We start from the raw sequence: 22,611 nt of genomic DNA on the forward strand, positions 1-22,611 counted from the left end.
CGTTGATGAACCAACTAACTTATCTCCAGGGCTACCCGGAGAACTTACTTTCTCAGGTTCGCAGCTTAATTGCCGAGCAAAAGCTGGGCGCGGTGCTGGAAAAACGCTATCCGGGTACGCATGACTTCGCGACCGATAAGGCGCTCTGGCAGTATACCCAGGATCTGAAAAACACCTATCTGAAGAGCGCGCCACCCATCAATAAGGTGATGTACGACAACAAGATCCATGTGCTGAAAAACGCGCTCGGCCTGCACACTGCCGTTTCCCGTGTTCAGGGCGGCAAGCTCAAAGCGAAAGCGGAGATCCGCGTTGCCACCGTGTTTCGTCACGCGCCGGAAGCGTTCTTGCGGATGATCGTGGTGCATGAGCTGGCACACCTGAAGGAAAAAGAGCACGACAAGGCCTTCTATTCTCTGTGCTGCCATATGGAGCCTCAGTACCACCAGCTGGAGTTCGATACCCGTTTATGGCTTACGCATTTATCGTTAAAGAGTAATGCGCAGTAGCGCACTGGTTTTGCAATAATCACGTGCTACAGTGGCTAAAGGTTCCCTGCTACGGAGTACGTAAACGTTTATGATACGTTTCGCAGTTATTGGCACGAACTGGATCACCCGCCAGTTCGTCGACGCCGCCCATGAAACCGGCAAATTTAAGCTCACCGCAGTCTATTCCCGCAGCCTGGAGCAGGCGCAGAGTTTCGCGAACGACTATCTGGTTGAACATCTGTTCACGTCGCTCGATGAGATGGCGCAAAGTGACGCCATTGACGCGGTCTACATCGCCAGCCCAAACTCCCTGCACTTTCCGCAAACGTCGCTGTTTCTTAGCCATAAAAAACATGTGATTTGCGAGAAGCCGCTGGCCTCGAACATTCAGGAAGTGGAAGCCGCGATTCAGCTTGCCCGCGACAATCAGGTGGTGCTGTTCGAAGCGTTCAAAACCGCCAGCCTGCCAAACTTCCTGCTGTTACAGCAGTCTCTACCGAAGATTGGCAAAGTGCGTAAAGCGTTTATTAATTACTGCCAGTACTCGTCGCGCTATCAGCGTTATCTGGACGGTGAAAACCCGAACACCTTTAACCCGGCCTTCTCTAACGGCTCGATTATGGACATCGGTTTTTACTGTCTGGCCTCTGCCGTGGCGCTGTGGGGCGAGCCGCACGGCGTCACCGCCACGGCCAGCCTGCTGGAAAGCGGTGTGGATGCGCACGGTATTGTGGTGCTGGATTACGGTGATTTCAGCGTTACGCTGCAGCACTCCAAGGTGAGCGATTCCGTTCTGCCCAGCGAAATTCAGGGCGAAGCGGGCTCACTGGTTATCGAGAAGATTTCCGAGTGTCAGAAGCTGAGCATTGTCCCACGCGGCGGCAAAGCGCAGGAGCTGACGCAGCCTCAGCATATTAACACTATGCTCTATGAGGCAGAGGTCTTCGCCCGTCTGGTGGAAGACAACGAAGTGAATCACCCTGGGCTGGCGGTCAGCCGCACCACGGCGAAACTGCAAACCGAGATCCGCCGTCAAACCGGCGTGGTCTTCCCTGCAGATGGCGTGGGCGCAGAAGCTATCGCGTAAAGCTGTGTAATGAAACGGTGCAGACCATTGACGAAATCACTGGTCTGACATATTTTGTTACCTGCAAAGGGGAGTAACTTCCTTGCCGGTGGATCGTCATTACGATGCGTGCAAAACCGCATCCGGTCGCCGGGCAATCAAAAAGCCCGTCTTTTTGGTTGTAAGTGAGACCTTGCCGGAAGGCGAGGTCTATGCATAAAAAGCTAACGGCTATCGTCTTCTGACCATGGCCGTTTTTGTTTTTTATGTGTAAGGAAAATAGTATGCATTCTGTCGGCACTCCCATGTTGTGGGGCGGATTCGCGGTTGTCGTGCTCATCATGCTGGCGATCGACCTCTTTTTGCAGGGGCGTCGCGGCGCACATGGCATGACCATGAAACAGGCTGCGGCCTGGTCACTGGTGTGGGTCACCCTCTCCCTGCTCTTCTGTGCTGCCTTCTGGTGGTACCTGGCCTCAACGGAAGGCCGCGCGGTTGCCGATCCTCAGGCGCTCGCGTTCCTCACCGGCTATCTGATTGAAAAAGCCCTGGCGGTCGATAACGTCTTCGTCTGGCTGATGCTGTTTAGCTACTTTGCCGTGCCTGCGGCCCTGCAGCGTCGCGTGCTGGTGTACGGCGTGCTGGGTGCGATTATCCTGCGTACGATTATGATCTTCGCCGGAAGCTGGCTGATTACGCAGTTCGAATGGCTGCTGTATGTCTTCGGCGCATTCCTGCTGTTCACCGGGATCAAAATGGCGCTGGCAAAAGAAGATGGCTCCGCCATTGGCGACCGTCCGCTGGTGAAGTGGATCCGTGGTCATCTGCGCATGACCGACAAGATCGAGAGCGAGCACTTCTTCGTGCGTAAGAACGGCCTGCTTTTTGCCACGCCGCTGCTGCTGGTGCTGATTCTGGTTGAGCTGAGCGATGTGATTTTCGCGGTAGACAGCATTCCGGCTATCTTCGCGGTCACCACTGACCCGTTCATTGTGCTGACATCTAACCTGTTCGCCATCCTCGGTCTGCGTGCCATGTACTTCCTGCTGGCAGGCGCGGCTGAGCGCTTCTCAATGCTGAAATATGGTCTGTCGGTGATCCTGGTGTTTATCGGTATCAAGATGCTGATTGTCGATTTCTACCACATCCCTATCGCTATCTCGCTCGGTGTGGTGTTTGGCATTCTGATCGTGACGTTGCTTATCAATACCTGGGTTAATCGTCAGCACGATAAGAAGCAACAGGTGGAGTAATTACGGTCCTTCCTGCTGCCTTTACGCTGGCCCTCTTCCCCCCAGGGAGAGGGCCAGCACACTTTTGTAAATGAATAGTTAAAAACTATGACGCAACACGTAAAATGCAGCATTTTACGCTTCCCTCCGCATCCGGTTTCCCTATACTCAACCAGGCAAACATTTTCTTACATCCGGACATAAATGTGACTTAGAGCACATAAAGGATGGAACGCAATTTCACTTAGGAATTTTTATGAGCACACAATCAACTGGTCTCTTTGCGCGCCTGGCGCAAGGCAGTCTCGTTAAACAAATTCTGGTAGGGCTGGTACTGGGGATTCTGCTGGCAATGGTGTCAAAACCGGCTGCGGAAGCGACGGGGCTGCTTGGCACCATTTTCGTTGGCGCACTGAAAGCCGTCGCACCGGTGCTGGTGCTGATGCTGGTCATGGCGTCAATTGCCAATCATCAACACGGACAAAAAACCAACATTCGCCCTATCTTGTTCCTGTATCTGCTGGGCACCTTCTCTGCAGCCTTAACAGCCGTCGTTTTCAGCTTCCTGTTCCCGTCCTCGCTGCACCTGACCAGCGCTGCGGGTGATATCACCCCGCCATCCGGTATTGTGGAAGTGCTGCGCGGCCTGCTGATGAGCATGGTCTCTAACCCGATTACGGCACTGATGAACGCTAACTACATCGGCATCCTGGTCTGGGCGATCGGTCTTGGTTTTGCCCTGCGTCACGGCAACGAAACAACGAAAAACCTGGTCAACGACGTGTCGAACGCCGTGACCTTTATGGTCAAAATTGTGATTCGCTTTGCGCCAATCGGCATCTTCGGTCTGGTCTCTTCCACACTGGCGACCACCGGCTTTGGCGCACTGCTGGGCTATGCGCAGTTGCTGGTGGTACTGATTGGTTGCATGCTGCTGGTTGCGCTGGTGATTAACCCGCTGCTGGTGTTCTGGCAGATCCGCCGTAACCCGTATCCGCTGGTGTTAACCTGCCTGCGCGAGAGCGGTGTGTATGCATTCTTCACCCGCAGCTCTGCGGCAAACATTCCGGTTAACATGGCGCTGGCGGAGAAGCTGAATCTGGATCGCGACACCTACTCGGTTTCCATCCCGCTGGGTGCGACCGTGAATATGGCGGGTGCGGCAATTACCATTACCGTGCTGACGCTGGCGGCTGTGCATACGCTGGGCATTCCGGTCGATCTGCCCACGGCGCTGTTGTTGAGCGTGGTGGCGTCGCTGTGTGCGTGTGGTGCATCGGGTGTGGCGGGTGGTTCGCTGCTGCTGATCCCACTGGCGTGCAATATGTTCGGTATCCCGAATGAGATTGCCATGCAGGTAGTGGCCGTCGGCTTTATCATCGGTGTATTGCAGGACTCCTGCGAAACCGCACTGAACTCCTCAACGGACGTGCTGTTCACCGCAGCGGCATGCCAGGCGGAAGACGCGCGTTTAGCGAAGAACGCGTTACGCGGGTAAACAAAAGCCCGGTGACAAACGTAAAGCAAAACGGCAACCGAAGGTTGCCGTTTTAGTGTTTGACCCTCTCCACAGGGTTGAGGGCATCACCCGCACCACACTTACAGCGTCACGCCACTCTTGAAGATCGCCAGTTCGCGGAAGTCATTCTTCTCGTTACAGGTCTGTCTACCGTTGGCAAACTCCACAATGGTATCCACGAATTCCGTCAGCAACTGCGGCATCCCTTTACCGTGGATCAACTGGCCTGCATCAAAGTCGATCCAGTGTTTTTTCTTCGCTGCCAGCTCGCTGTTGGTCGCGATTTTGACCGTCGGCACAAAGCCACCGTACGGTGTCCCGCGCCCGGTGCTGAACAGCACCATGTGGCAGCCGGCGCCGGCCAGCGCGCTGGTCGCAACCGCATCGTTACCCGGTGCGCTGAGCAAATTCAGACCGTGCGTTTTCAGACGTTCACCGTAGCGCAGGACATCAACCACCGGGCTGGCACCCGCTTTTTGCGTGCAACCGAGAGACTTCTCTTCAAGCGTGGTGATCCCGCCCGCTTTGTTACCCGGAGACGGGTTTTCATAAATCGGCTGGTTGTGGGCGATAAAGTACTGTTTGAAGTCGTTCACCATGGTGACGGTCTTCTCAAACGTCTCTTCGTCGCGACAGTGGCTCATCAGAATACGTTCAGCGCCGAACATTTCCGGCACTTCTGTCAGCACCGTCGTACCGCCGTTGGCGATCACATAATCTGAGAAGCGGCCCAGCATCGGGTTCGCGGTGATCCCGGACAGGCCATCAGACCCGCCGCACTCCAGGCCGAACTTCAGCTCACTCAGCTTGCCCGGCTCACGCCTGTCGTGACGCATCACCTCATACAGCTGGTGAAGGTGCTCAATGCCCGCTTCCACTTCATCATCCTGGTGCTGACACACCATAAAGTGCACGCGCTCGGGGTCAAACTCACCCAGCGTGTCGCGAAACGCATCCACCTGATTGTTCTCGCAGCCCAGGCCAATCACCAGCACCGCGCCCGCGTTCGGGTGGCGGACCATGTTTTGCAGCATGGTGCGGGTGTTGATGTGGTCGTCGCCAAGCTGAGAACAGCCGTAGGTGTGGCTGAACAGGTGCACACCGTCCGTACCTTCGGCGTCGTGGGTCTCTTTCAGGAAACGCGTCTGGATTTGACGCGCGATCCCATTCACGCAGCCGACGGTGGGAAGGATCCACAGCTCGTTGCGGATCCCCACCTCACCGTTCGCCCGGCGGTAGATCTGTACCTCGCGATCCGCCGCCTGCGCTTCTTCCGCCGCTAAATCAGGTTGATAGCTGTACTCGTCCAGATCGCTCAGATTGGTGCGGGTGTTGTGGGAATGAATATGCTCACCCGGCGCAATATCCGCCAGCGCATGACCAATCGGGAGACCGTATTTAACAACGTTGTCTCCTTGGGCGATCGGCTTCACGGCAAACTTATGCCCGCGAGTCACCGCCTGACGCAGGGTTACCGCCTGGTTATCAACGGTGACAACTTCACCTTCGGCCAGATCCGCCAGCGCGACGGCAACGTTATCCAGCGAATGGATTTTGATGTATTGCATATCAACCTCAAACGGCCTTAGTTCAGTTCAATGGCGAAGTAGTCGCGCGCATTGTTAAAGCAGATGTTTCTCACCATTTCGCCCAGCAGCTGAATATCGGCAGGGGCCTCACCCGCGGTCACCCAGCGGCCAATCATCTGGCACAGAATGCGGCGGAAATATTCGTGGCGCGTGTAAGAAAGGAAGCTACGGCTGTCGGTCAACATGCCCACAAAGCGGCTTAACAGACCCAGCTGTGCCAGCTGCGTCATTTGACGCTCCATCCCGTCTTTCTGGTCATTGAACCACCAGCCGGAACCGAACTGCATCTTGCCTGGCATACCTTCACCCTGGAAGTTACCGATCATGGTACCCAGCACTTCGTTATCGCGCGGGTTCAGGCAGTAGAGGATGGTTTTTGGCAGCAGATTTTGCTCGTTCTGTTTGCTCAGCAGCTTAGAGAGTTCTTCAGCAAGCGGGCGATCGTTGATGGAGTCGAAGCCCACGTCCGCGCCCAGCAGTTTAAACTGACGCTGGTTGTTATTGCGCAGGGCACCAATGTGGTATTGCTGCACCCAACCGCGGCGAGCATATTCCGCACCGAGGAAGACCAGCACCGCCGTTTTGAACTGTGCCACTTCGTGCTCGCTCAGGGATTCACCGGACAGGCGACGTGCCAGAATGCTATCAAGCTCAGCTTCATTTGATTCCGCAAACATCACCACATCCAGCGCGTGGTCAGAGACTTTACAGCCGTGTGCCGCGAAGTGGTCCAGACGTTTGGTCAGCGCGCTCTGCAGGTCTGCAAAACGACGAATGTCGGTGTCAGACACTTCCGCCAGCTTCGCCATGTAATCATTGAACGTCGCCTGTTCGATATTAAAGGCTTTATCCGGACGCCAGCTTGGTAGCACTTTAATATCAAACGAGGTATCGCGGGCGACCACAGCGTGATGTTCCAGGGAGTCAATCGGATCGTCAGTGGTCCCCACCATCTTCACGTTCATCTGCTTCATGATGCCGCGGGCGGAGAAGGTATCCTGCGCCAGTAATTCATTGCACCGATCCCAGATTTCATCGGCGGTAGCCGGGGAGAGCAGCTTTCCGGTGATGCCGAACGGACGGCGCAGCTCAAGGTGCGTCCAGTGATATAACGGGTTGCCGATGGTGTGCGGAACGGTCGCCGCCCAGGCGTCAAACTTCTCGCGGTCGCTTGCATCACCGGTACACAGGCGCTCAGCCACGCCGTTGGTACGCATCGCACGCCATTTGTAGTGGTCACCTTTCAGCCAGATGTCATACAGGTTTTTGAAACGGTAATTTTCGGCAACCTGCTGCGGCGGTAAATGGCAATGGTAGTCGAAAATTGGCTGGTCTTTGGCGTAGTCGTGGTACAGGCGGCGAGCAAATTCGGTATCTAACAGAAAATCTTCGGTCATAAACGGTGTCATTATCGTCTTCCTCGTAACGAGAGCGTCAGAAAGCTTATGCTCAGATGCTGCAAAGTTATCACACCAATTTCCAGAGACAGAACATTTTTTCGTGAGTTAGATCAATAAACGCAGACAAATTAATTACCTCAAATGAGGTAAACCCTTCGCCAGGCCGCGCCAGAACTGGCTTTATCCGTAACACATAATGTCCCTACAAATAATCATGCATTTGTGATGTCACTCACCTTTTAAAGTTGTATGACAAGTTATCTTTTCGCCGTCGCAAACACTAAGCCGACGGAATGCATTCCCGGTGTGAAACCATCGGTTTTAACGGTACGGATACCGACTTATGCACGCTTACTTATGGCAAGGTTCGGGCCGTTCCGGGACATCTCCCGGTTAAGCCCCTCCCGTTACACAACCGCTCCCGGACACGGTCGAGAGGTTGCCGTGCAAGGCACGGAATTAACATAACGATGAGGTTTTAGATGCGTAAAATTAAAGGGTTACGTTGGTATATGATCGCACTGGTGACGTTAGGCACCGTGCTGGGCTACCTGACACGTAACACCGTGGCAGCCGCAGCCCCGACGTTGATGGAAGAGCTGCATATCTCCACTCAGCAATATTCCTACATCATTGCTGCTTATTCCGCGGCTTACACCATCATGCAGCCTGTCGCAGGCTATGTTCTGGATATTCTCGGGACCAAAATCGGCTACGCCTTCTTCGCCATCGCCTGGGCTATTTTCTGCGGCGCCACGGCGCTGGCAGGCAGCTGGGGCGGTCTGGCGCTGGCACGTGGTGCGGTAGGTGCAGCGGAAGCGGCAATGATCCCGGCCGGGCTGAAAGCCAGCTCTGAGTGGTTCCCGGCGAAAGAGCGTTCTATTGCCGTCGGCTATTTCAACGTCGGTTCTTCCATCGGTGCGATGATTGCACCACCGCTGGTGGTGTGGGCTATCGTGATGCACAGCTGGCAGATGGCGTTCATTATCTCTGGTGTACTGAGCTTTGCGTGGGCCATGGCGTGGCTGATTTTCTATAAACACCCGCGCGATCAGAAAAAACTGTCTGAAGACGAACGCGAATACATCATTGGGGGTCAGGAAGCTCAGCATCAGACCAACAACGGCAAAAAAATGACGGTCTGGCAGATTCTGGGTACCCGTCAGTTCTGGGGTATCGCCCTGCCGCGCTTCCTCGCCGAACCCGCCTGGGGGACCTTCAACGCCTGGATCCCGCTGTTCATGTTTAAAGTCTATGGCTTTAACCTGAAAGAGATTGCGATGTTCGCGTGGATGCCAATGCTGTTTGCCGATCTGGGCTGTATCGTGGGCGGTTACCTGCCTCCGCTGTTCCAGCGCTGGTTTGGCGTGAACCTGATCGTTTCCCGTAAAATGGTCGTGACGATGGGCGCAGTGCTGATGATTGGCCCGGGCATGATCGGCCTCTTCACCAGCCCGTATGTGGCAATCGCCCTGCTGTGCGTCGGTGGTTTTGCTCACCAGTCACTGTCCGGCGCGCTGATTACGCTCTCTTCTGACGTCTTCGGGCGTAACGAAGTGGCTACCGCTAACGGCCTGACCGGTATGGCTGCCTGGACGGCGAGCACCCTGTTTGCTCTGGTGGTGGGTGCGCTGGCGGACACCATCGGCTTCAGCCCGCTGTTTGCCGTACTGGCTATCTTCGACCTGATGGGTGCAGTGGTTATCTGGACGGTGCTGAAAAGTAAGTCGGCAGAAGAGGTGCTAAAAGAGTCCCTGGGGGGACCGGCAACGCAAAGTTAGCGCCCCTCCTGATGTCACAGAAGCCGCCTCCGGGCGGCTTTTTTCATGGCAAAATCTGGAGACTGGCACGCAAAAGTGGTATAACAAATAATCCGCCGTACCCTGCCTGGAGCGCATATGGAAATCACCGAACCACGTCGTTTATATCAACAACTTGCTGCCGAGCTGAAAGATCGCATCGAGCAAGGTGTCTACCTTGTCGGTGATAAACTCCCCGCTGAGCGCTTTATCGCTGATGAAAAAAGCGTAAGCCGCACCGTGGTGCGTGAAGCGATTATCATGCTGGAAGTGGAAGGCTACGTTGAAGTTCGCAAAGGCTCCGGCATTCACGTGATTTCTAATCAGCCGAAACACTCCCCGGTCGCCGACGAAAGTCTCGAATTCGCCAGCTACGGTCCGTTTGAACTGCTCCAGGCGCGCCAGCTTATCGAAAGCAATATTGCGGAATTTGCAGCGACTCAGGTGACCAAGCAGGACATCATGAAGCTGATGGAAATCCAGGAAAACGCGCGCAAGGAAAAATGTTTCCGTGATTCAGAGTGGGACCTGCAGTTCCACGTTCAGGTCGCGCTGGCAACGCAAAACACGGCGCTGGCGGCAATCGTGGAAAAAATGTGGACTCAGCGCGTTCACAACCCGTACTGGAAAAAACTGCACGATCACATCGATTCCCGCACCGTGGATAACTGGTGCGACGATCACGATCAGATCCTTAAAGCGCTGATTCGCAAAGATCCACATGCGGCAAAACTGGCCATGTGGCAGCACCTGGAAAACACCAAGCAGATGCTGTTCAATGAAACCAGCGATGACTTCGAATTTAACGCTGACCGCTATCTTTTTGCCGATAATCCTGTCGTTCATCTCGATACGGCAGCCAGTGCGGCAAAATAGTTTACCTTTTCGCTGGCAGGCGCTTCGCTGCGCCTTCTGGCAGAGGTGGGTAAGCAAAACATATATAGTGTCAGCCTTTGTAAATCCCCTCGCTCCCCTCCATGGCTTACGCCAAAATCATCACACCCCTGCAAATTCTGTGACGCAGAACCTTGGGCTTTGTTACAATTGGATTCAATTCGTTATTTTGTAAGTTAGTGCTTGCTAACCAGCCAATTAACAGGGAACAGTGTTGGCCACACCTCAATGTGTCCGCGAGCGACCATAATGAAATCACAACAATGTCGCCGTGCTGTTTGTCCCGGATAACAGGCGTGACGTTAACCGATTTCCAGGAACACTGAATGGAACTTTTGACCCAACTACTGCATGCCCTCTGGGCGCAGGATTTTGAAACGCTGGCCAACCCTTCCATGATTGGCATGCTCTACTTCGTCTTATTTATGATTCTGTTCCTTGAGAACGGTTTACTGCCTGCCGCCTTTTTACCTGGCGACAGCTTACTGGTGCTCGTCGGCGTGCTGTGTGCCAAAGGGGCAATGGCCTTTCCGCAAACCATTTTATTACTGACCATCGCCGCCAGCCTTGGCTGCTGGGTGAGCTATATCCAGGGACGATGGCTGGGCAATACGCGTCTGGTGCAGAACTGGCTCTCCCACCTTCCTGCGCATTATCACCAGCGGGCGCACCATCTTTTCCATAAGCACGGGCTTTCCGCGCTCCTGATCGGCCGCTTCATCGCCTTTGTACGCACCCTGCTGCCTACCATTGCGGGTCTTTCCGGATTAAGCAGCACCCGCTTCCAGTTCTTCAACTGGATGAGCGGCCTGCTGTGGGTTCTGATCCTGACCACGCTGGGCTATGCGCTGGGCAAAACGCCGGTCTTCATGAAATATGAAGATCAGCTCATGTCCTGCCTGATGCTGTTACCGGTGGTTCTGCTGGTCTTTGGTCTGGTCGGTTCGCTGGTGGTGCTGTGGAAGAAGAAATACGGGGCCAGAGGTTAACGATGGTTATCTCACCGCTTGCCGTGCGCCGTTTTGCCGTGGCCATGATTGCCCTGGGCTTGCTCAGCCTCATGTTCCTGGCCTGGACGACGCTTTCGCATCAGGAATCGACGCTGGCCATTCGCCCGGTGAGTCAGGGTGTCAGCGTGCCTGACGGTTTTTCGGTGTGGCATCATCTTGATGCCAACGGCATCCGCTTTAAGAGCATCACCCCGCAGGACGATGTTTTACTGATTAAGTTTGATTCCCGCGCGCAGAGTGCCGCCGCGAAAGTGGTGCTCGACCGTACGCTGCCGCACGGTTATATCATTGCCCAGCAGGAAGATGACAACCAGCCTGCAGCCTGGCTGTCACTGATTCGCGATTCGTCGCATAGATTTGGATAATTACCAGGATTCCGAATCTTTTCACTCACTTTGGTGAATCCCCCGTTTACTTACTATGCTTAAGTACGCGGAGCACCCCATGTATGTACTCCGCTTGACTCTGGATAGCGGCTCACGCCGCAACACAATGGAAGGTTTCGATAATGAAATTCCGCATTACTCTGGCTCTGGCCCTTTTTTCTTTAAGCACAGCGTCCTTCGCCAACTCTCTCTGTCAGGAGAAAGAACAGGATATTCAGCGTGAGATCAGTTATGCCGAAAAGCATAACAATCAGCATCGTGTTGAGGGTCTCAAAAAAGCGCTGAGCGAAGTGAAAGCGAACTGTTCTGACAGCAAGCTACGTGCCGATCACCAGAAAAAAATCGCTGAACAGAAGGACGAGATAGCCGAGCGCCGTCACGACCTGCAGGAAGCGAAAGAGAAAGGGGATGCGGAAAAAATTGCTAAGCGCGAGAAGAAGTTGAAAGAAGCGCAGGACGACCTGAAAGCGCTGGAAGCTCGCGATTATTGAGTTAACGGAAATCTCAACAGGAGAGAATCATGTCAAAAGATACGACGTCTGAAAATCTGCGCGCTGAACTGAAATCCCTGGCCGATACCCTGGAAGAGGTGCTGAACTCCTCTGCAGATAAGTCAAAAGAAGAGGTCAGCAAACTGCGCAGCAAAGCTGAGCAGGCGCTGAAAGAGAGCCGTTATCACCTGGGTGAAACCGGTGATGCACTGGCGAAACAGACCCGCGAAGCGGCAGCTCGCGCGGACGAATATGTTCGCGATAATCCGTGGACGGGTGTAGGGATTGGTGCCGCGGTAGGTGTGGTACTGGGTGTCCTCCTGACGCGTCGTTAATATGGAAGATCCTCGTCACGCACAAGGGCCTGCTAATAACGTCCTCGGCATCGGCCAGCGTATTCTGACGACGCTGGTCGGGATTGCCGAAACGCGCGTCCGACTGGCAGTGGTTGAACTGGAAGAGGAGAAAGCGAACCTTTTCCAGATGCTGCTGATGCTCGGGCTTACCATGCTCTTCGCCGCGTTTGGTCTGATGAGCCTGATGGTGTTAATCATCTGGGCCATTGACCCGCAATATCGACTCAACGCGATGATTGCCACCACCGTTGTTCTGCTGGTTGCGGCATTGATTGGCGGCATATGGACGATGCGTAAAGCACGCAAATCCACTTTCCTGCGCCATACGCGCCAGGAACTGGCCAACGATCGCGCCCTGCTGGAGGATGACAAGCCGTGAGCGATAAAGCCGAACGTCAGAAGCGAAAAGCATTCCTGCTCAGTCAGATCCAGCAGCAACGGCTGGATTTGTCTGCCAGTCGTCGCGACTGGGTTGACGCGACGCGTCGTTTTGACCGGGGCTGGAATACCTTCCTGAGCCTGCGCTCATGGGCGCTGGTCGGAAGCAGCGTGATGGCTATCTGGACGGTTCGTCATCCAAATATGCTGATCCGCTGGGCCCGCCGCGGCTTTGGTGCCTGGAGCGCCTGGCGTCTGGTGAAAGCGACGATTCGTCAACAACAGCTGCGTTAGTTCTTATGCCGGGTAGCGTTTCGCTTACCCGGCACACTTTCCCCCTTCCCCGTTACTCAATATCTTTGAAGAAGATTGACAGTTTTCCTTGCTAACAATTCCCATCTGCCCCGTTTACACTCCTCTCCATCGACAGCAAATACGCGGTATCTACCCGAATTTGCACACAAATAAAGTTCAGCCGCTGATGTGGTTTCCTGGAGAGTAAAATGAAAAAATTAGAAGATGTTGGTGTTCTGGTAGCGCGTATTCTGATGCCGGTTCTGTTTATCACCGCAGGCTGGGGCAAAATCACCGGTTATGCGGGCACGCAGCAATACATGGAAGCCATGGGTGTTCCAGGGTTCCTGCTGCCACTGACTATTCTCCTTGAGTTCGGCGGCGGCCTGGCGGTACTGTTCGGCTTCCTGACCCGCACCACGGCACTGTTTACCGCAGGCTTCACCCTGCTGACGGCGTTCATCTTCCACAGCAACTTTGCGGAAGGCGTGAACTCCCTGATGTTCATGAAAAACCTGACCATCGCGGGTGGCTTCCTGCTGCTGGCCATCACTGGCCCAGGGGCATACAGCATCGACCGCGTTCTGAATAAGAAGTGGTAAGCACGCTATACTGAATGAACACAAAGCGAGGAGATATCTCCTCGCTTTTGCTTATTGACGGAGGAGAAAAAAATGGGACAACTCGTAGACGGCGTCTGGCAGGATGTCTGGTATGACACCAAATCCACCGGGGGACGCTTCAAGCGCTCTGTTTCGGCCTTCCGTAACTGGCTAACCGCCGATGGCGCACCGGGCCCAAGCGGCGAAGGCGGCTTTGCGGCTGAGAAAGACCGTTATCATCTCTATGTTTCTCTGGCCTGCCCGTGGGCGCACCGCACGCTGATTGTGCGCAAGCTGAAAGGACTCGAATCCTTAATTCCGGTTTCGGTGGTCAACCCCCTGATGCTGGAAAACGGCTGGACGTTTGACAGTGATTTCCCGGCCGCCACCGGTGATGACCTCTACCACCACGATTTTCTCTATCAGCTCTATCTGCGCGCCGATCCGCACTACACCGGACGCGTGACCGTACCCGTGCTGTGGGACAAGAAAAACCAGACCATTGTCAGCAATGAGTCCGCAGAGATCATCCGCATGTTCAACACCGCGTTTGATGCCCACGGGGCCCGCGCCGGGGATTACTATCCGGTTGAGCTGCGCGATAAGATTGATGAGTTGAACAGCTGGATTTACGACAACGTGAATAACGGGGTCTACAAGGCCGGCTTTGCCACCAGCCAGGAAGCGTATGACGACGCGGTGGGAAAAGTGTTTGAATCGCTGGAGCGTCTTGAGCAGATCCTCGGCCAGCATCGCTACCTGACGGGCGACCGCCTGACGGAAGCAGACATTCGTCTGTGGACAACGCTGGTTCGCTTTGATCCTGTTTATGTCACCCACTTCAAGTGTGATAAACACCGCATCAGCGATTACCTGAACCTGTACGGTTTCCTGCGCGATATTTATCAGATGCCGGGCATTGCTGAAACGGTCGATTTCAACCATATCCGCACCCACTATTTCCGCAGCCATAAGACCATCAACCCGACGGGTATTATCTCTGTGGGTCCGTGGCAGGACCTGGATGAACCGCATGGTCGCGACGTGCGTTTCGGATAAATATCAAGGGCATCAATTGATGCCCTTTTTTAATTCACAATCTCCATCTATCCTTACCTCGATCGCTTAAAAAACAAGTGATTGACTGACTAATGAGGCAAGGAAAATGGACTGGTATTTAAAAGTACTGCGCAACTACATTGGATTTGGTGGCCGCGCTCGCCGTAAAGAGTACTGGATGTTCGTTCTGGTGAACTTCATCCTCATCATGGTGCTGGGTATTATCGATAAAATTCTCGGCTGGGAACGAGCCGGCGGTGAAGGTGTTCTCACCACGATTTACGGCCTGCTGGTCCTGCTTCCCTCATGGGCCGTACTGTTCCGACGGCTTCACGATACCGATCGTTCAGCCTGGTGGTTACTGCTGCTGCTGATCCCGATTGTGGGCTGGCTGGTCATTCTGGTCTTCAACTGCCAGGCCGGCACGCCGGGCGAAAACCGCTTCGGGCCCGATCCAAAACTCAACGCATAAAACAAAGCCCGGAGGCATTTCGCGTACCGGGCTCGATTTTTTATTTGTTGTGATGGGCAAAGAGCTTGGGTATTTCGCGCAGGCACCACGATTTGGCCTCACCCATGCTGTCGCGCCGCCACGCCATAATGATGTCCACTTCGCTGGTGTACTCCGGGCTGACCACGCGTAGCCGCCCTTCTGCAATATCTTTTTCGACAAACGGATACGGCATCGTTGCCACGCCCAGGCCTGCCAGCAACGCCTGACGTTTGTCTTCAAGCGATGTGACGGTCAGACGCGGTTGTTTATCCAGCAACTGCACCGTTAACACCGGACGCTCGCGGGCTGTGTCTGCGACCGCGACCCCGCGGTATTTCACCCGCGTCACTTCCGAGAGCGGCTCCGGCTCCTGGTGAATCGGATGATCCGGTGCGGCGACATAGACGTTCATCACGCTGTAGAGCTTGCGGGAGTTGATTTCAGATGAGGAACGGAAGTGCATATCCGGGGCAATGACGATATCCGCCCTGCCCGTCTCCAGTCGCTCCCAGGCCCCGGCCAGCACCTCGGTGATGATCGATAACTGGGTGTTTGCTTTGTCGGCCAGCCGGTTCACCAGCGGGAACAGCGCCTCGGTGGGCACCAGCGCTTCCGTCACCAGCGTCAGATGGGTTTCCCAGCCGCGCGCCAGCGCTTCGGCGTCCGTCGTCAGCTTGTCCGCTGCTTCCAGCAGGACGCGACCACGCTCCAGCAGCATCCGTCCGACGTTAGTGAATTTTGTTCGATGACCGGAGCGGTCAAAGAGCACCACGTCCAGCTCTTCCTCCAGCTTCTGCATGGTATAGCTGAGCGCAGACGGAACGCGCCCCAGTTCATCTGCCGCCGCGGCAAAACTGCCACGCCGATCAATTGCGTCCATGACGCGAAGCGCCTCAAGCGTCAATGCTCTCTCTTTAGCCATCTCGTTCTCATTCAGGAAATTTGAACATACCGGGCAGAATATCTGGCTAACAATGAAGCGTCCATACCTTTACCATTGTTTAGTGTAAAGAGAGGTCAAGTTTATGATTACGACAAGAACAGCTAAACAGTGCGGACAAGCCGATTTCGGTTGGCTGCAGGCCCGCTACACCTTTTCCTTTGGACACTACTTTGACCCTAAACTGCTCGGTTACGCTTCATTGCGCGTATTGAATCAGGAAGTGCTCGCCCCAGGCGCGTCCTTCCAGCCGCGTACGTACCCGAAAGTCGATATCCTGAACCTGATCCTGGAAGGCGAAGCAGAATACCGCGACAGCGAGGGCAATCATGTCCAGGCGAAGGCCGGCGAAGCATTATTAATCTCCACGCAGCCGGGCATCAGTTACAGCGAGCATAACCTCAGCAAAGATAAAACGCTGACCCGTATGCAGCTGTGGCTGGATGCCTGCCCTGAGCGGGAAAACCCGCTGGTACAGAAGTTAGATTTGACGGGCGACAGGCAGCAGCTGATAGCCTCCCCGGACGGCAGTCAAGGCAGCCTGCAGTTGCGCCAGCAGGTGTGGTTGCACCATATCGAACTGAAGAAAGGGGAACAGGCGAGCTTCCAGCTTCATGGTCCGCGCGCCTATCTGCAATCGATTCACGGTACGGTGCATGCGGTGACGCATACGGAAGAGAAAGAAGCGCTCACCTGCGGTGACGGGGCGTTTATTCGCGACGAAGCGAATATCACGCTGGTTGCTGATTCGCCGCTGCGCGCGCTGTTAATTGATTTACCGGTTTAACACCCGATAATCCTCTCTCCCCGGCGGGGAGAGAGGAAACCGTTACACTTTACGTGCCATAATCTCAATAATCTGCCGGTCCGTCGCCTGCATGGCGCGGCACGCCAGCGAACACAGGTTCGCGATCGACTGCTCCACATCGTGCGCCACAATCCCTTCATTGCCCGTTACAGCCGAATCATCCAGCGCCATCATCACCGCTTTCCAGGCACTGCCGACGCTGGTTGAGACCTTCATGGCGCAGCTGTTGGACGCGCCATCGCAGATCATCCCGCTGACATCGCCAATCATGCTGCTGATTGCCATTGAGAGCGTCTGATAGCTTCCGCCCATCAGCCAGGCCATGCCTGCCGCCGCCCCCATCGCCGCCGTGGTAGCCGCACACAGCGCCGACAGGCGCGGAAGCTGGGCGTGGATATAAATAGCCGAAAGGTGTGAAAGCATCAGCGCCCGGGCAAGGCGTTCATCATCCGCCTGGACATGTTCCGCCACCACCACAACCGGCATGGTGGCCGTGATCCCCTGGTTGCCCGATCCGGAATTGCTCATTGCCGGCAGCGTCGCCCCGCCCATTCGGGCGTCCGAGGCCGCGCTGGTGCGAATGACAATATCCGAGCCCAGGTCCTGCGCTATCCATCCGCGAGCGCGCTGCTTATTGAGCGTCGCGCCAATGTGCAGCCCCCATTTTCCGCTTAAACCTTCACGGGAGAGCGCATCATTTAATTGTCCGGCAGCCAGGATAAAGCGGATCGCGTCAAACGGCACCTGCTCCACAAACTCAAGGATCTGCGATAGCGTGGCGTTTGAAAGTACCGCCAGCGGGTCGTCATTCCTCTCGTCGGGTTGAGAATCAAGCGTAAAGCGGGTTTCGCCCTGACAGACAATCTCCACCACCCGCGTATGCCCACCGGCGATGGTCACCATCGCCGAGGCCTGTCCGGCGTGAACGCAGGCGCGGGAGTAGAGGATGTCATCGCACGGCTCCTGCAGCTTGACCTGCACCTGGCCGGCGTCCAGCAGCGCTTTGGCACGCACCAGCGCATCGGCAGTGGCATCTTTCAGTACCTCCAGTCCGGCGTGCGCGTTGCCGCCAATGGCCCCCAGTGCCGCCGCAATCGGCAACCCGACCATCCCGGTGCCAGGTACCGTCACGCCAAGGCCATTTTTCATCAGATTCGGTGAAACCCACGCCTCAATCTGTGTGACGTCACCCGGCAGAAGCTCCGCGGCCATCGCACAAGCCAGCGCCAGAGAGATCGGCTCGGTACACCCCAGTGCAGGTTTAACTTCCTCCTGCACCGCCCGAATAAATTGATTCCATAAAGATTGAGTTTGCTCTGACATCGTTACGACCTTGTTTGCCCTTAAGAAAACGCGAGGAAAGGAGAAACACACAGCAGCAGACCGGTGATGATAATGATCACCAGCGACACGCCTTTATATTTGTGCAGCGCCGGCACTTTGTAGACCAGCCACGCCGGAATCAAACACCCCACCATGCCGAAGATGGGGCTGCAAATAGAGGTGAAACTCAGTACCGGCGCGTTTAACACAATCGCGCTCCATGCCAGCAGAATGGCAAACAGCATGATGCCGCGCTGTACGGTGTTTTCGTTGATTTTCTCTGCCGGCATTTTGCGGCGCAGAATGTTCATCACAATGCCCTGCGTCGCTTCACGAAAGCCCAGGTACACGCCGAAGAACGCGGTCATGACGGCAAAAATATTCAGGATAACGCTGACAATTTTGACCCAGCCGGCACCGTCGCCACTGATAAACTGCGCGGCAATTGCCAGTGCGGAAATATTCTGTTCGTAGGCTTTGACCGCCTCATCATGCCCCATTGCCAGGGTGAACGAGACCGCGTAGAAAAAGACCGTCACGAAGAGGATCGCGAAGGCGATGTTCATCGCCCGCAGCGCTTTATGGCGCGCCACTTCAACCGATTTTTCGCGTGAACGATAGGAGATCACCATCGGGCTTAATGTCTGAATAAACAGAATCGACGTTAAGGTAAACGGCAACGTGATAATCGCGTTTTTAATGAGTAGCCCCACGGGTGGCAGCATGCCCACGTTGGCTAAATGCCAGAGGCCAATCATCGACAACCCGAGCGCCGCCACCACAAATAACTTGGTCAGCACCATCAGGCTGGAGACTTTAAACAGCAGTTTCTCGCCACGGGAGGAGATCGCCACCAGGATGCAGATCAGGAACAGACCGTAGAACGGATTTTCAGAGAGCAGCCCCTCCGTCACGCCGAAGGTGTGTAAATAGGAAGCGCTGTCGTTGGTGATGGCGGTGGAGTAGACGAACATCCAGATAACCAGCATCACGAAATAGAGCGCACCTAATAAGATGCCCCAGTTCTTACCGAGGTAGCCGCTGATGACGCTTGGATAATCTTTGCACTCCGGCGATTCTGCCAGCGTGTTAATAAACAGCCGCTGAAACAGGTACATGGCCGGATAGCCAATCACTGACGAAAGCAGAAACACCCACAGTCCCATCAGCCCCACCTGTACCGGGAGAAAAACAATCCCCGCGCCGATGGCCATTCCGATACTCATGATGACCCAGCCCGTATCGGTGCTGTCGAATTTAATGGCCTCCTGCCACTCGCTTTCACTCATCCCTGCCCGCTTTGCCGCGGGTGAATCGTTCACAATCACACTGCTGTTTGTTGCCGTATCCATAAGGCACTCGCTTATTTTGTAGGGTAACCAGTTGTTTTTATGGGATTCTGACCACCAGCGATAATGAGCCAGACTGCTGCAGGTGTGTGTTATTGGAATGGACAAATCATACGTGGAGAGCGGGAGAAAAAAGTCACAATATTTATAAGGCTTTTCGCAAGCGAGAGAAATAAATACTCTGATATGATGAATAATCGATGTGTTTTTCTAAAAGTGATGCCGATCAAGAAATAAAAAACCCGCGACATGCGCGGGTGTGTCATCAGTTAGCCAGCGCGTTCGCCATATCGGTTTTCACCTGTTTACGCTGCTCCGCTGTCAGAACCTGGCTGACATCAAAGTAGTATTTGACGCGGTAATAGCGGGTCTGCTCTTCAATTTTACTGAACGCGGCAAGCTGGTTTTTCACCGTGCTTTCATCCCATTTCCCGGTCTGGAACATCTCGATCAGCGCACCGTCTTTCACGCCGGTCATCGGGATCTTGCTGACATTTTGTTCCAGCGTCTGATGCAGCGCGTCGATCTTCTTAATCTGATCGTTGCTCAGCTTGAGGTGTTGCACCAGCGGATCCTGCGCCGGAGAGGGGGCAGCTTCAACGTCAGCGGCCTGTGCGGCAAAACTGCACGCCACCAGCGAGGCAGCAACCAGGGTGATACGGGTCATTTTCATCATCTTACTGTCCTTACATACTGTTTCAGGGAAAAAGCAGGCGCATTGTTTTTCAGAAGCGGATGAAGATGTGTGAGTAATTATATAAACATTTTTGTATGTTCCGCGGACAAAAAAGCCCCCTTAACCAAAGGGGGCCTGTTTCAGACGACGATCACAGTGCCTGGGTAAACGTCCTTGAGATCACGTCCTGCTGCTGCTCGCGCGTCAGCGCATTAAAGCGCACCGCATACCCTGAGACGCGAATGGTCAGGTTGGGATAGTTCTCCGGGTGCTCAATCGCCTCCATCAGCATCTCCCGGTTCATGACGTTAACGTTGAGGTGCTGTCCCCCCTCGATGGCCGCTTCGTGGTGGAAATACCCGTCCAGCAGCCCGACAAGGTTGGTTTTGCGCACTCTCTCATCCTTGCCCAGCGCCTGAGGCACGATGGAGAAGGTGTAAGAGATCCCGTCTTTCGCATAGGTAAACGGCAGCTTAGCGACGGAGGTTAACGAGGCCACCGCCCCTTTCCTGTCTCGTCCGTGCATCGGGTTCGCGCCCGGTGCGAATGGCGTACCGCCGCGGCGTCCGTCCGGCGTATTGCCGGTTTTCTGGCCGTAGACCACATTCGACGTAATGGTCAGGATCGACTGGGTCGGCACCGCGTTGCGGTAGGTCGGCAGCGCCTGAATTTTCTTCATAAAGCGTTCCACCAGGTCACAGGCAATGCTGTCCACGCGGTCATCATTGTTACCGTACTGCGGGTAGTCCCCTTCAATCACAAAATCGACCGCCAGGCCGGTATGGTCGCGTACGGGTTTTACCGTAGCGTATTTGATGGCGGACAGCGAGTCCGCCGCCACCGACAGCCCGGCGATACCGCAGGCCATGGTGCGGTAAACGTCCCGGTCGTGCAGCGCCATCAGCGAGGCTTCGTAGCTGTACTTATCGTGCATGTAATGAATGAGATTCAGCGCGCTAATGTACTGCACCGCCAGCCAGTCCATAAAGTGATCCAGGCTCGCCATCACGGTGTCGTAATCCAGCACCTCATCCAGCAGCGGCGCGGTTTTCGGCCCGACCTGGATCTTCAGCTTCTCATCCACCCCGCCGTTGATCGCATACAGCAGCGTTTTCGCCAGGTTAGCACGGGCGCCAAAGAACTGCATTTGCTTGCCGATCACCATCGGGCTGACGCAGCAGGCAATGGCGTAGTCGTCGCTGTTGAAATCCACGCGCATCAGGTCGTCGTTCTCATACTGCAGCGACGAGGTGTCGATCGACATCTGTGCAGCGTACTTCTTGAATGCGACGGGCAGTTGTTCGGACCACAGGATCGTCAGGTTTGGCTCCGGTGCAGGTCCCATCGTGTGCAGGGTATGCAGGTAACGGAAGCTGTTTTTGGTGACCAGCGTGCGGCCATCCAGCCCCATTCCGCCAATCACTTCGGTGGCCCAGACAGGATCGCCGGAGAAGAGCGTGTCGAACTCCGGAGTACGCAGGAAGCGCACCATGCGGATCTTCATGATGAAATGATCGATCAGTTCCTGCGCCTGGATCTCACTCAGGCGACCCGCCTGCATATCGCGCTCGAGATAAATATCCAGGAACGAGGCCGTGCGTCCCAGCGACATCGCCCCGCCGTTCTGGGATTTCACCGCGGCCAGATAGGCAAAGTAAACCCACTGTACCGCTTCCTGCGCATTCATCGCCGGGCGAGAAATATCGAAGCCATAGTTCGCTGCCATCTGCTGGATCTGCAGCAGTGCGCGTTTGTGTTCCGCCAGCTCTTCACGCAGGCGGATCGTCGCCTCCAGATCTTCACCCCGTTCGAGTTTGCCCTGCAGATCCGCGAACTGGCGCTCACGCTCGTGCACCAGATAGCGGATGCCGTACAGCGCCACGCGGCGGTAATCGCCGATGATGCGCCCGCGTCCGTAGCCGTCCGGTAGCCCGGTCAGCACGCCTGATTTACGACAGCGCATCATCTCGGGGGAGTAAACGTCAAAGACCCCCTGATTATGGGTTTTGCGGAGTTCGGTAAAGAGATATTCGAACTGCGGATCCATCTCGCGGCCATAGGCTTCGAATGAACTGCGGATCATATTGATCCCGCCGTACGGATGCAGCGCGCGTTTGAGCGGCTTATCGGTTTGCAGGCCGACGATCGTCTCCAGCTGCTGGTTAATATAGCCCGGTCCGTGGGCCGTGATGGTGGTGGCAATGTTGGTGTCAAAATCCACCGGCGCATGGGTGGCATTCTCCTGCCGAATGCCCACCATTACCTTCTCCCAGAGCGCCGTCGTTGCTGGCGTCGCCTGCGCGAGGAAAGTTTCGTCGCCTTCATAAGGGGTATAGTTATGCTGAATAAAATCGCGCACGTTGACGGTGTCTTTCCATTCTTCACCGCGAAACCCGGCCCATGCGTCGCTGTAAGGGGCAACGCGCGTATCGATTGCTACTTTCATGAATTTCTCG

The 22,611-nt window shown here is 55.2% G+C and carries 23 protein-coding genes; 16 read left to right on the forward strand and 7 right to left on the reverse strand.

The window, feature by feature from the left end; all coding sequences use genetic code 11:
• Positions 1 to 5: 5 nt before the first annotated feature.
• From F8561_RS08405 to sstT, 4 genes are all read left to right on the forward strand, one after another.
• Positions 6 to 509 carry a YgjP-like metallopeptidase domain-containing protein gene (locus F8561_RS08405; protein ID WP_025202954.1) on the forward strand — a complete coding sequence of 168 codons (504 nt, stop codon included), beginning with the start codon at positions 6 to 8 and terminating at the stop codon, positions 507 to 509.
• A gap of 70 nt (positions 510 to 579) precedes the next feature.
• Complete coding sequence (locus tag F8561_RS08410) at positions 580 to 1,578, forward strand: Gfo/Idh/MocA family protein (RefSeq protein WP_014171720.1); 999 nt, start codon at positions 580 to 582, stop codon at positions 1,576 to 1,578.
• A gap of 263 nt (positions 1,579 to 1,841) precedes the next feature.
• Positions 1,842 to 2,810: a TerC family protein gene (locus F8561_RS08415; RefSeq protein ID WP_025202952.1), complete on the forward strand. Its 969-nt coding sequence runs from the start codon at positions 1,842 to 1,844 to the stop codon at positions 2,808 to 2,810.
• A 235-nt stretch (positions 2,811 to 3,045) separates the two neighbouring features.
• A complete protein-coding gene (gene sstT / locus F8561_RS08420; protein ID WP_014171722.1) occupies positions 3,046 to 4,287 on the forward strand; it encodes a serine/threonine transporter SstT in 1,242 nt (413 codons plus the stop codon).
• 101 nt (positions 4,288 to 4,388) lie between these two features.
• Here the strand turns inward: sstT and F8561_RS08425 are convergent, their stop codons facing one another.
• Both F8561_RS08425 and uxaC read right to left on the reverse strand, forming a co-directional pair.
• Positions 4,389 to 5,876, reverse strand: a complete 1,488-nt coding sequence (locus F8561_RS08425) for a UxaA family hydrolase (RefSeq protein ID WP_121339858.1) — start codon at positions 5,874 to 5,876, stop codon at positions 4,389 to 4,391.
• 17 nt (positions 5,877 to 5,893) lie between these two features.
• Positions 5,894 to 7,306 (reverse strand): glucuronate isomerase, encoded by a 1,413-nt coding sequence (gene uxaC / locus F8561_RS08430; RefSeq protein WP_040018780.1) that lies wholly within the window; start codon positions 7,304 to 7,306, stop codon positions 5,894 to 5,896.
• A gap of 473 nt (positions 7,307 to 7,779) precedes the next feature.
• Between uxaC and F8561_RS08435 the strand changes: the two genes are divergently transcribed.
• From F8561_RS08435 to F8561_RS08485, 11 genes are all read left to right on the forward strand, one after another.
• A complete protein-coding gene (locus F8561_RS08435) occupies positions 7,780 to 9,078 on the forward strand; it encodes an MFS transporter (protein WP_014171725.1) in 1,299 nt (432 codons plus the stop codon).
• Between the two features lie 117 nt (positions 9,079 to 9,195).
• Positions 9,196 to 9,972, forward strand: a complete 777-nt coding sequence (gene exuR / locus F8561_RS08440; RefSeq protein WP_014171726.1) for a transcriptional regulator ExuR — start codon at positions 9,196 to 9,198, stop codon at positions 9,970 to 9,972.
• 344 nt (positions 9,973 to 10,316) lie between these two features.
• Complete coding sequence (gene yqjA, locus F8561_RS08445) at positions 10,317 to 10,979, forward strand: DedA family general envelope maintenance protein YqjA (protein WP_014171727.1); 663 nt, start codon at positions 10,317 to 10,319, stop codon at positions 10,977 to 10,979.
• Between the two features lie 2 nt (positions 10,980 to 10,981).
• Complete coding sequence (gene mzrA / locus F8561_RS08450) at positions 10,982 to 11,365, forward strand: EnvZ/OmpR regulon moderator MzrA (RefSeq protein WP_020883575.1); 384 nt, start codon at positions 10,982 to 10,984, stop codon at positions 11,363 to 11,365.
• A gap of 143 nt (positions 11,366 to 11,508) precedes the next feature.
• On the forward strand, positions 11,509 to 11,877 hold the full coding sequence (locus tag F8561_RS08455; protein ID WP_014171729.1) for a DUF1090 domain-containing protein: 369 nt from the start codon (positions 11,509 to 11,511) through the stop codon (positions 11,875 to 11,877).
• A 29-nt stretch (positions 11,878 to 11,906) separates the two neighbouring features.
• Positions 11,907 to 12,212 (forward strand): DUF883 family protein, encoded by a 306-nt coding sequence (locus F8561_RS08460; protein WP_151887335.1) that lies wholly within the window; start codon positions 11,907 to 11,909, stop codon positions 12,210 to 12,212.
• 1 nt (position 12,213) lies between these two features.
• Positions 12,214 to 12,612: a phage holin family protein gene (locus F8561_RS08465; protein WP_013098867.1), complete on the forward strand. Its 399-nt coding sequence runs from the start codon at positions 12,214 to 12,216 to the stop codon at positions 12,610 to 12,612.
• A complete protein-coding gene (locus F8561_RS08470; protein WP_020883574.1) occupies positions 12,609 to 12,905 on the forward strand; it encodes a YqjK-like family protein in 297 nt (98 codons plus the stop codon). Before F8561_RS08465 ends, F8561_RS08470 begins: the two co-directional genes overlap by 4 nt.
• Positions 12,906 to 13,114: 209 nt before the next feature.
• On the forward strand, positions 13,115 to 13,507 hold the full coding sequence (locus F8561_RS08475; RefSeq protein WP_006178691.1) for a DoxX family protein: 393 nt from the start codon (positions 13,115 to 13,117) through the stop codon (positions 13,505 to 13,507).
• A gap of 72 nt (positions 13,508 to 13,579) precedes the next feature.
• A complete protein-coding gene (locus F8561_RS08480; protein WP_020883573.1) occupies positions 13,580 to 14,566 on the forward strand; it encodes a glutathione S-transferase family protein in 987 nt (328 codons plus the stop codon).
• A 106-nt stretch (positions 14,567 to 14,672) separates the two neighbouring features.
• A complete protein-coding gene (locus F8561_RS08485; RefSeq protein ID WP_014171733.1) occupies positions 14,673 to 15,038 on the forward strand; it encodes a DUF805 domain-containing protein in 366 nt (121 codons plus the stop codon).
• Positions 15,039 to 15,078: 40 nt separating this feature from the next.
• On the opposite strand, the gene F8561_RS08490 is transcribed toward F8561_RS08485, so the two are convergent.
• Entirely contained in the window at positions 15,079 to 15,981 is a 903-nt protein-coding gene (locus F8561_RS08490) for a LysR family transcriptional regulator (protein ID WP_014171734.1), read from the reverse strand.
• A gap of 103 nt (positions 15,982 to 16,084) precedes the next feature.
• Between F8561_RS08490 and F8561_RS08495 the strand changes: the two genes are divergently transcribed.
• Complete coding sequence (locus tag F8561_RS08495) at positions 16,085 to 16,786, forward strand: pirin family protein (RefSeq protein ID WP_014171735.1); 702 nt, start codon at positions 16,085 to 16,087, stop codon at positions 16,784 to 16,786.
• A 42-nt stretch (positions 16,787 to 16,828) separates the two neighbouring features.
• Here F8561_RS08495 and F8561_RS08500 read toward each other — a convergent pair whose 3' ends face one another.
• The 4 genes from F8561_RS08500 to pflB form a co-directional block, all read right to left on the reverse strand.
• Complete coding sequence (locus F8561_RS08500; protein ID WP_020883571.1) at positions 16,829 to 18,130, reverse strand: serine dehydratase subunit alpha family protein; 1,302 nt, start codon at positions 18,128 to 18,130, stop codon at positions 16,829 to 16,831.
• Between the two features lie 20 nt (positions 18,131 to 18,150).
• Positions 18,151 to 19,482 (reverse strand): amino acid permease, encoded by a 1,332-nt coding sequence (locus tag F8561_RS08505; protein WP_025202948.1) that lies wholly within the window; start codon positions 19,480 to 19,482, stop codon positions 18,151 to 18,153.
• A gap of 262 nt (positions 19,483 to 19,744) precedes the next feature.
• Positions 19,745 to 20,155: a Spy/CpxP family protein refolding chaperone gene (locus F8561_RS08510; protein WP_014171738.1), complete on the reverse strand. Its 411-nt coding sequence runs from the start codon at positions 20,153 to 20,155 to the stop codon at positions 19,745 to 19,747.
• Between the two features lie 151 nt (positions 20,156 to 20,306).
• Entirely contained in the window at positions 20,307 to 22,601 is a 2,295-nt protein-coding gene (gene pflB, locus F8561_RS08515) for a formate C-acetyltransferase (RefSeq protein WP_138278321.1), read from the reverse strand.
• Positions 22,602 to 22,611 lie beyond the last annotated feature (10 nt).

Source organism: Enterobacter sp. 198, from assembly GCF_009025585.1.
Taxonomy (GTDB): Bacteria; Pseudomonadota; Gammaproteobacteria; order Enterobacterales; family Enterobacteriaceae; genus Enterobacter; species Enterobacter ludwigii.

Bases quoted from the DNA above. Each gene is read 5' to 3' on its own strand.
- F8561_RS08455 (WP_014171729.1), top strand. From the start codon at position 11,509: ATGAAATTCCGCATTACTCTGGCTCTGGCCCTTTTTTCTTTAAGCACA.
- yqjA (WP_014171727.1), top strand. From the start codon at position 10,317: ATGGAACTTTTGACCCAACTACTGCATGCCCTCTGGGCGCAGGATTTT.
- F8561_RS08495 (WP_014171735.1), top strand. From the start codon at position 16,085: ATGATTACGACAAGAACAGCTAAACAGTGCGGACAAGCCGATTTCGGT.
- mzrA (WP_020883575.1), top strand. From the start codon at position 10,982: ATGGTTATCTCACCGCTTGCCGTGCGCCGTTTTGCCGTGGCCATGATT.
- F8561_RS08485 (WP_014171733.1), top strand. From the start codon at position 14,673: ATGGACTGGTATTTAAAAGTACTGCGCAACTACATTGGATTTGGTGGC.
- exuR (WP_014171726.1), top strand. From the start codon at position 9,196: ATGGAAATCACCGAACCACGTCGTTTATATCAACAACTTGCTGCCGAG.
- F8561_RS08505 (WP_025202948.1), bottom strand. From the start codon at position 19,482: ATGGATACGGCAACAAACAGCAGTGTGATTGTGAACGATTCACCCGCG.
- F8561_RS08510 (WP_014171738.1), bottom strand. From the start codon at position 20,155: ATGATGAAAATGACCCGTATCACCCTGGTTGCTGCCTCGCTGGTGGCG.
- F8561_RS08435 (WP_014171725.1), top strand. From the start codon at position 7,780: ATGCGTAAAATTAAAGGGTTACGTTGGTATATGATCGCACTGGTGACG.
- F8561_RS08460 (WP_151887335.1), top strand. From the start codon at position 11,907: ATGTCAAAAGATACGACGTCTGAAAATCTGCGCGCTGAACTGAAATCC.
- F8561_RS08465 (WP_013098867.1), top strand. From the start codon at position 12,214: ATGGAAGATCCTCGTCACGCACAAGGGCCTGCTAATAACGTCCTCGGC.
- F8561_RS08410 (WP_014171720.1), top strand. From the start codon at position 580: ATGATACGTTTCGCAGTTATTGGCACGAACTGGATCACCCGCCAGTTC.
- pflB (WP_138278321.1), bottom strand. From the start codon at position 22,601: ATGAAAGTAGCAATCGATACGCGCGTTGCCCCTTACAGCGACGCATGG.
- F8561_RS08490 (WP_014171734.1), bottom strand. From the start codon at position 15,981: ATGGCTAAAGAGAGAGCATTGACGCTTGAGGCGCTTCGCGTCATGGAC.
- F8561_RS08425 (WP_121339858.1), bottom strand. From the start codon at position 5,876: ATGCAATACATCAAAATCCATTCGCTGGATAACGTTGCCGTCGCGCTG.
- sstT (WP_014171722.1), top strand. From the start codon at position 3,046: ATGAGCACACAATCAACTGGTCTCTTTGCGCGCCTGGCGCAAGGCAGT.
- F8561_RS08500 (WP_020883571.1), bottom strand. From the start codon at position 18,130: ATGTCAGAGCAAACTCAATCTTTATGGAATCAATTTATTCGGGCGGTG.
- F8561_RS08415 (WP_025202952.1), top strand. From the start codon at position 1,842: ATGCATTCTGTCGGCACTCCCATGTTGTGGGGCGGATTCGCGGTTGTC.
- uxaC (WP_040018780.1), bottom strand. From the start codon at position 7,306: ATGACACCGTTTATGACCGAAGATTTTCTGTTAGATACCGAATTTGCT.
- F8561_RS08480 (WP_020883573.1), top strand. From the start codon at position 13,580: ATGGGACAACTCGTAGACGGCGTCTGGCAGGATGTCTGGTATGACACC.
- F8561_RS08405 (WP_025202954.1), top strand. From the start codon at position 6: ATGAACCAACTAACTTATCTCCAGGGCTACCCGGAGAACTTACTTTCT.
- F8561_RS08475 (WP_006178691.1), top strand. From the start codon at position 13,115: ATGAAAAAATTAGAAGATGTTGGTGTTCTGGTAGCGCGTATTCTGATG.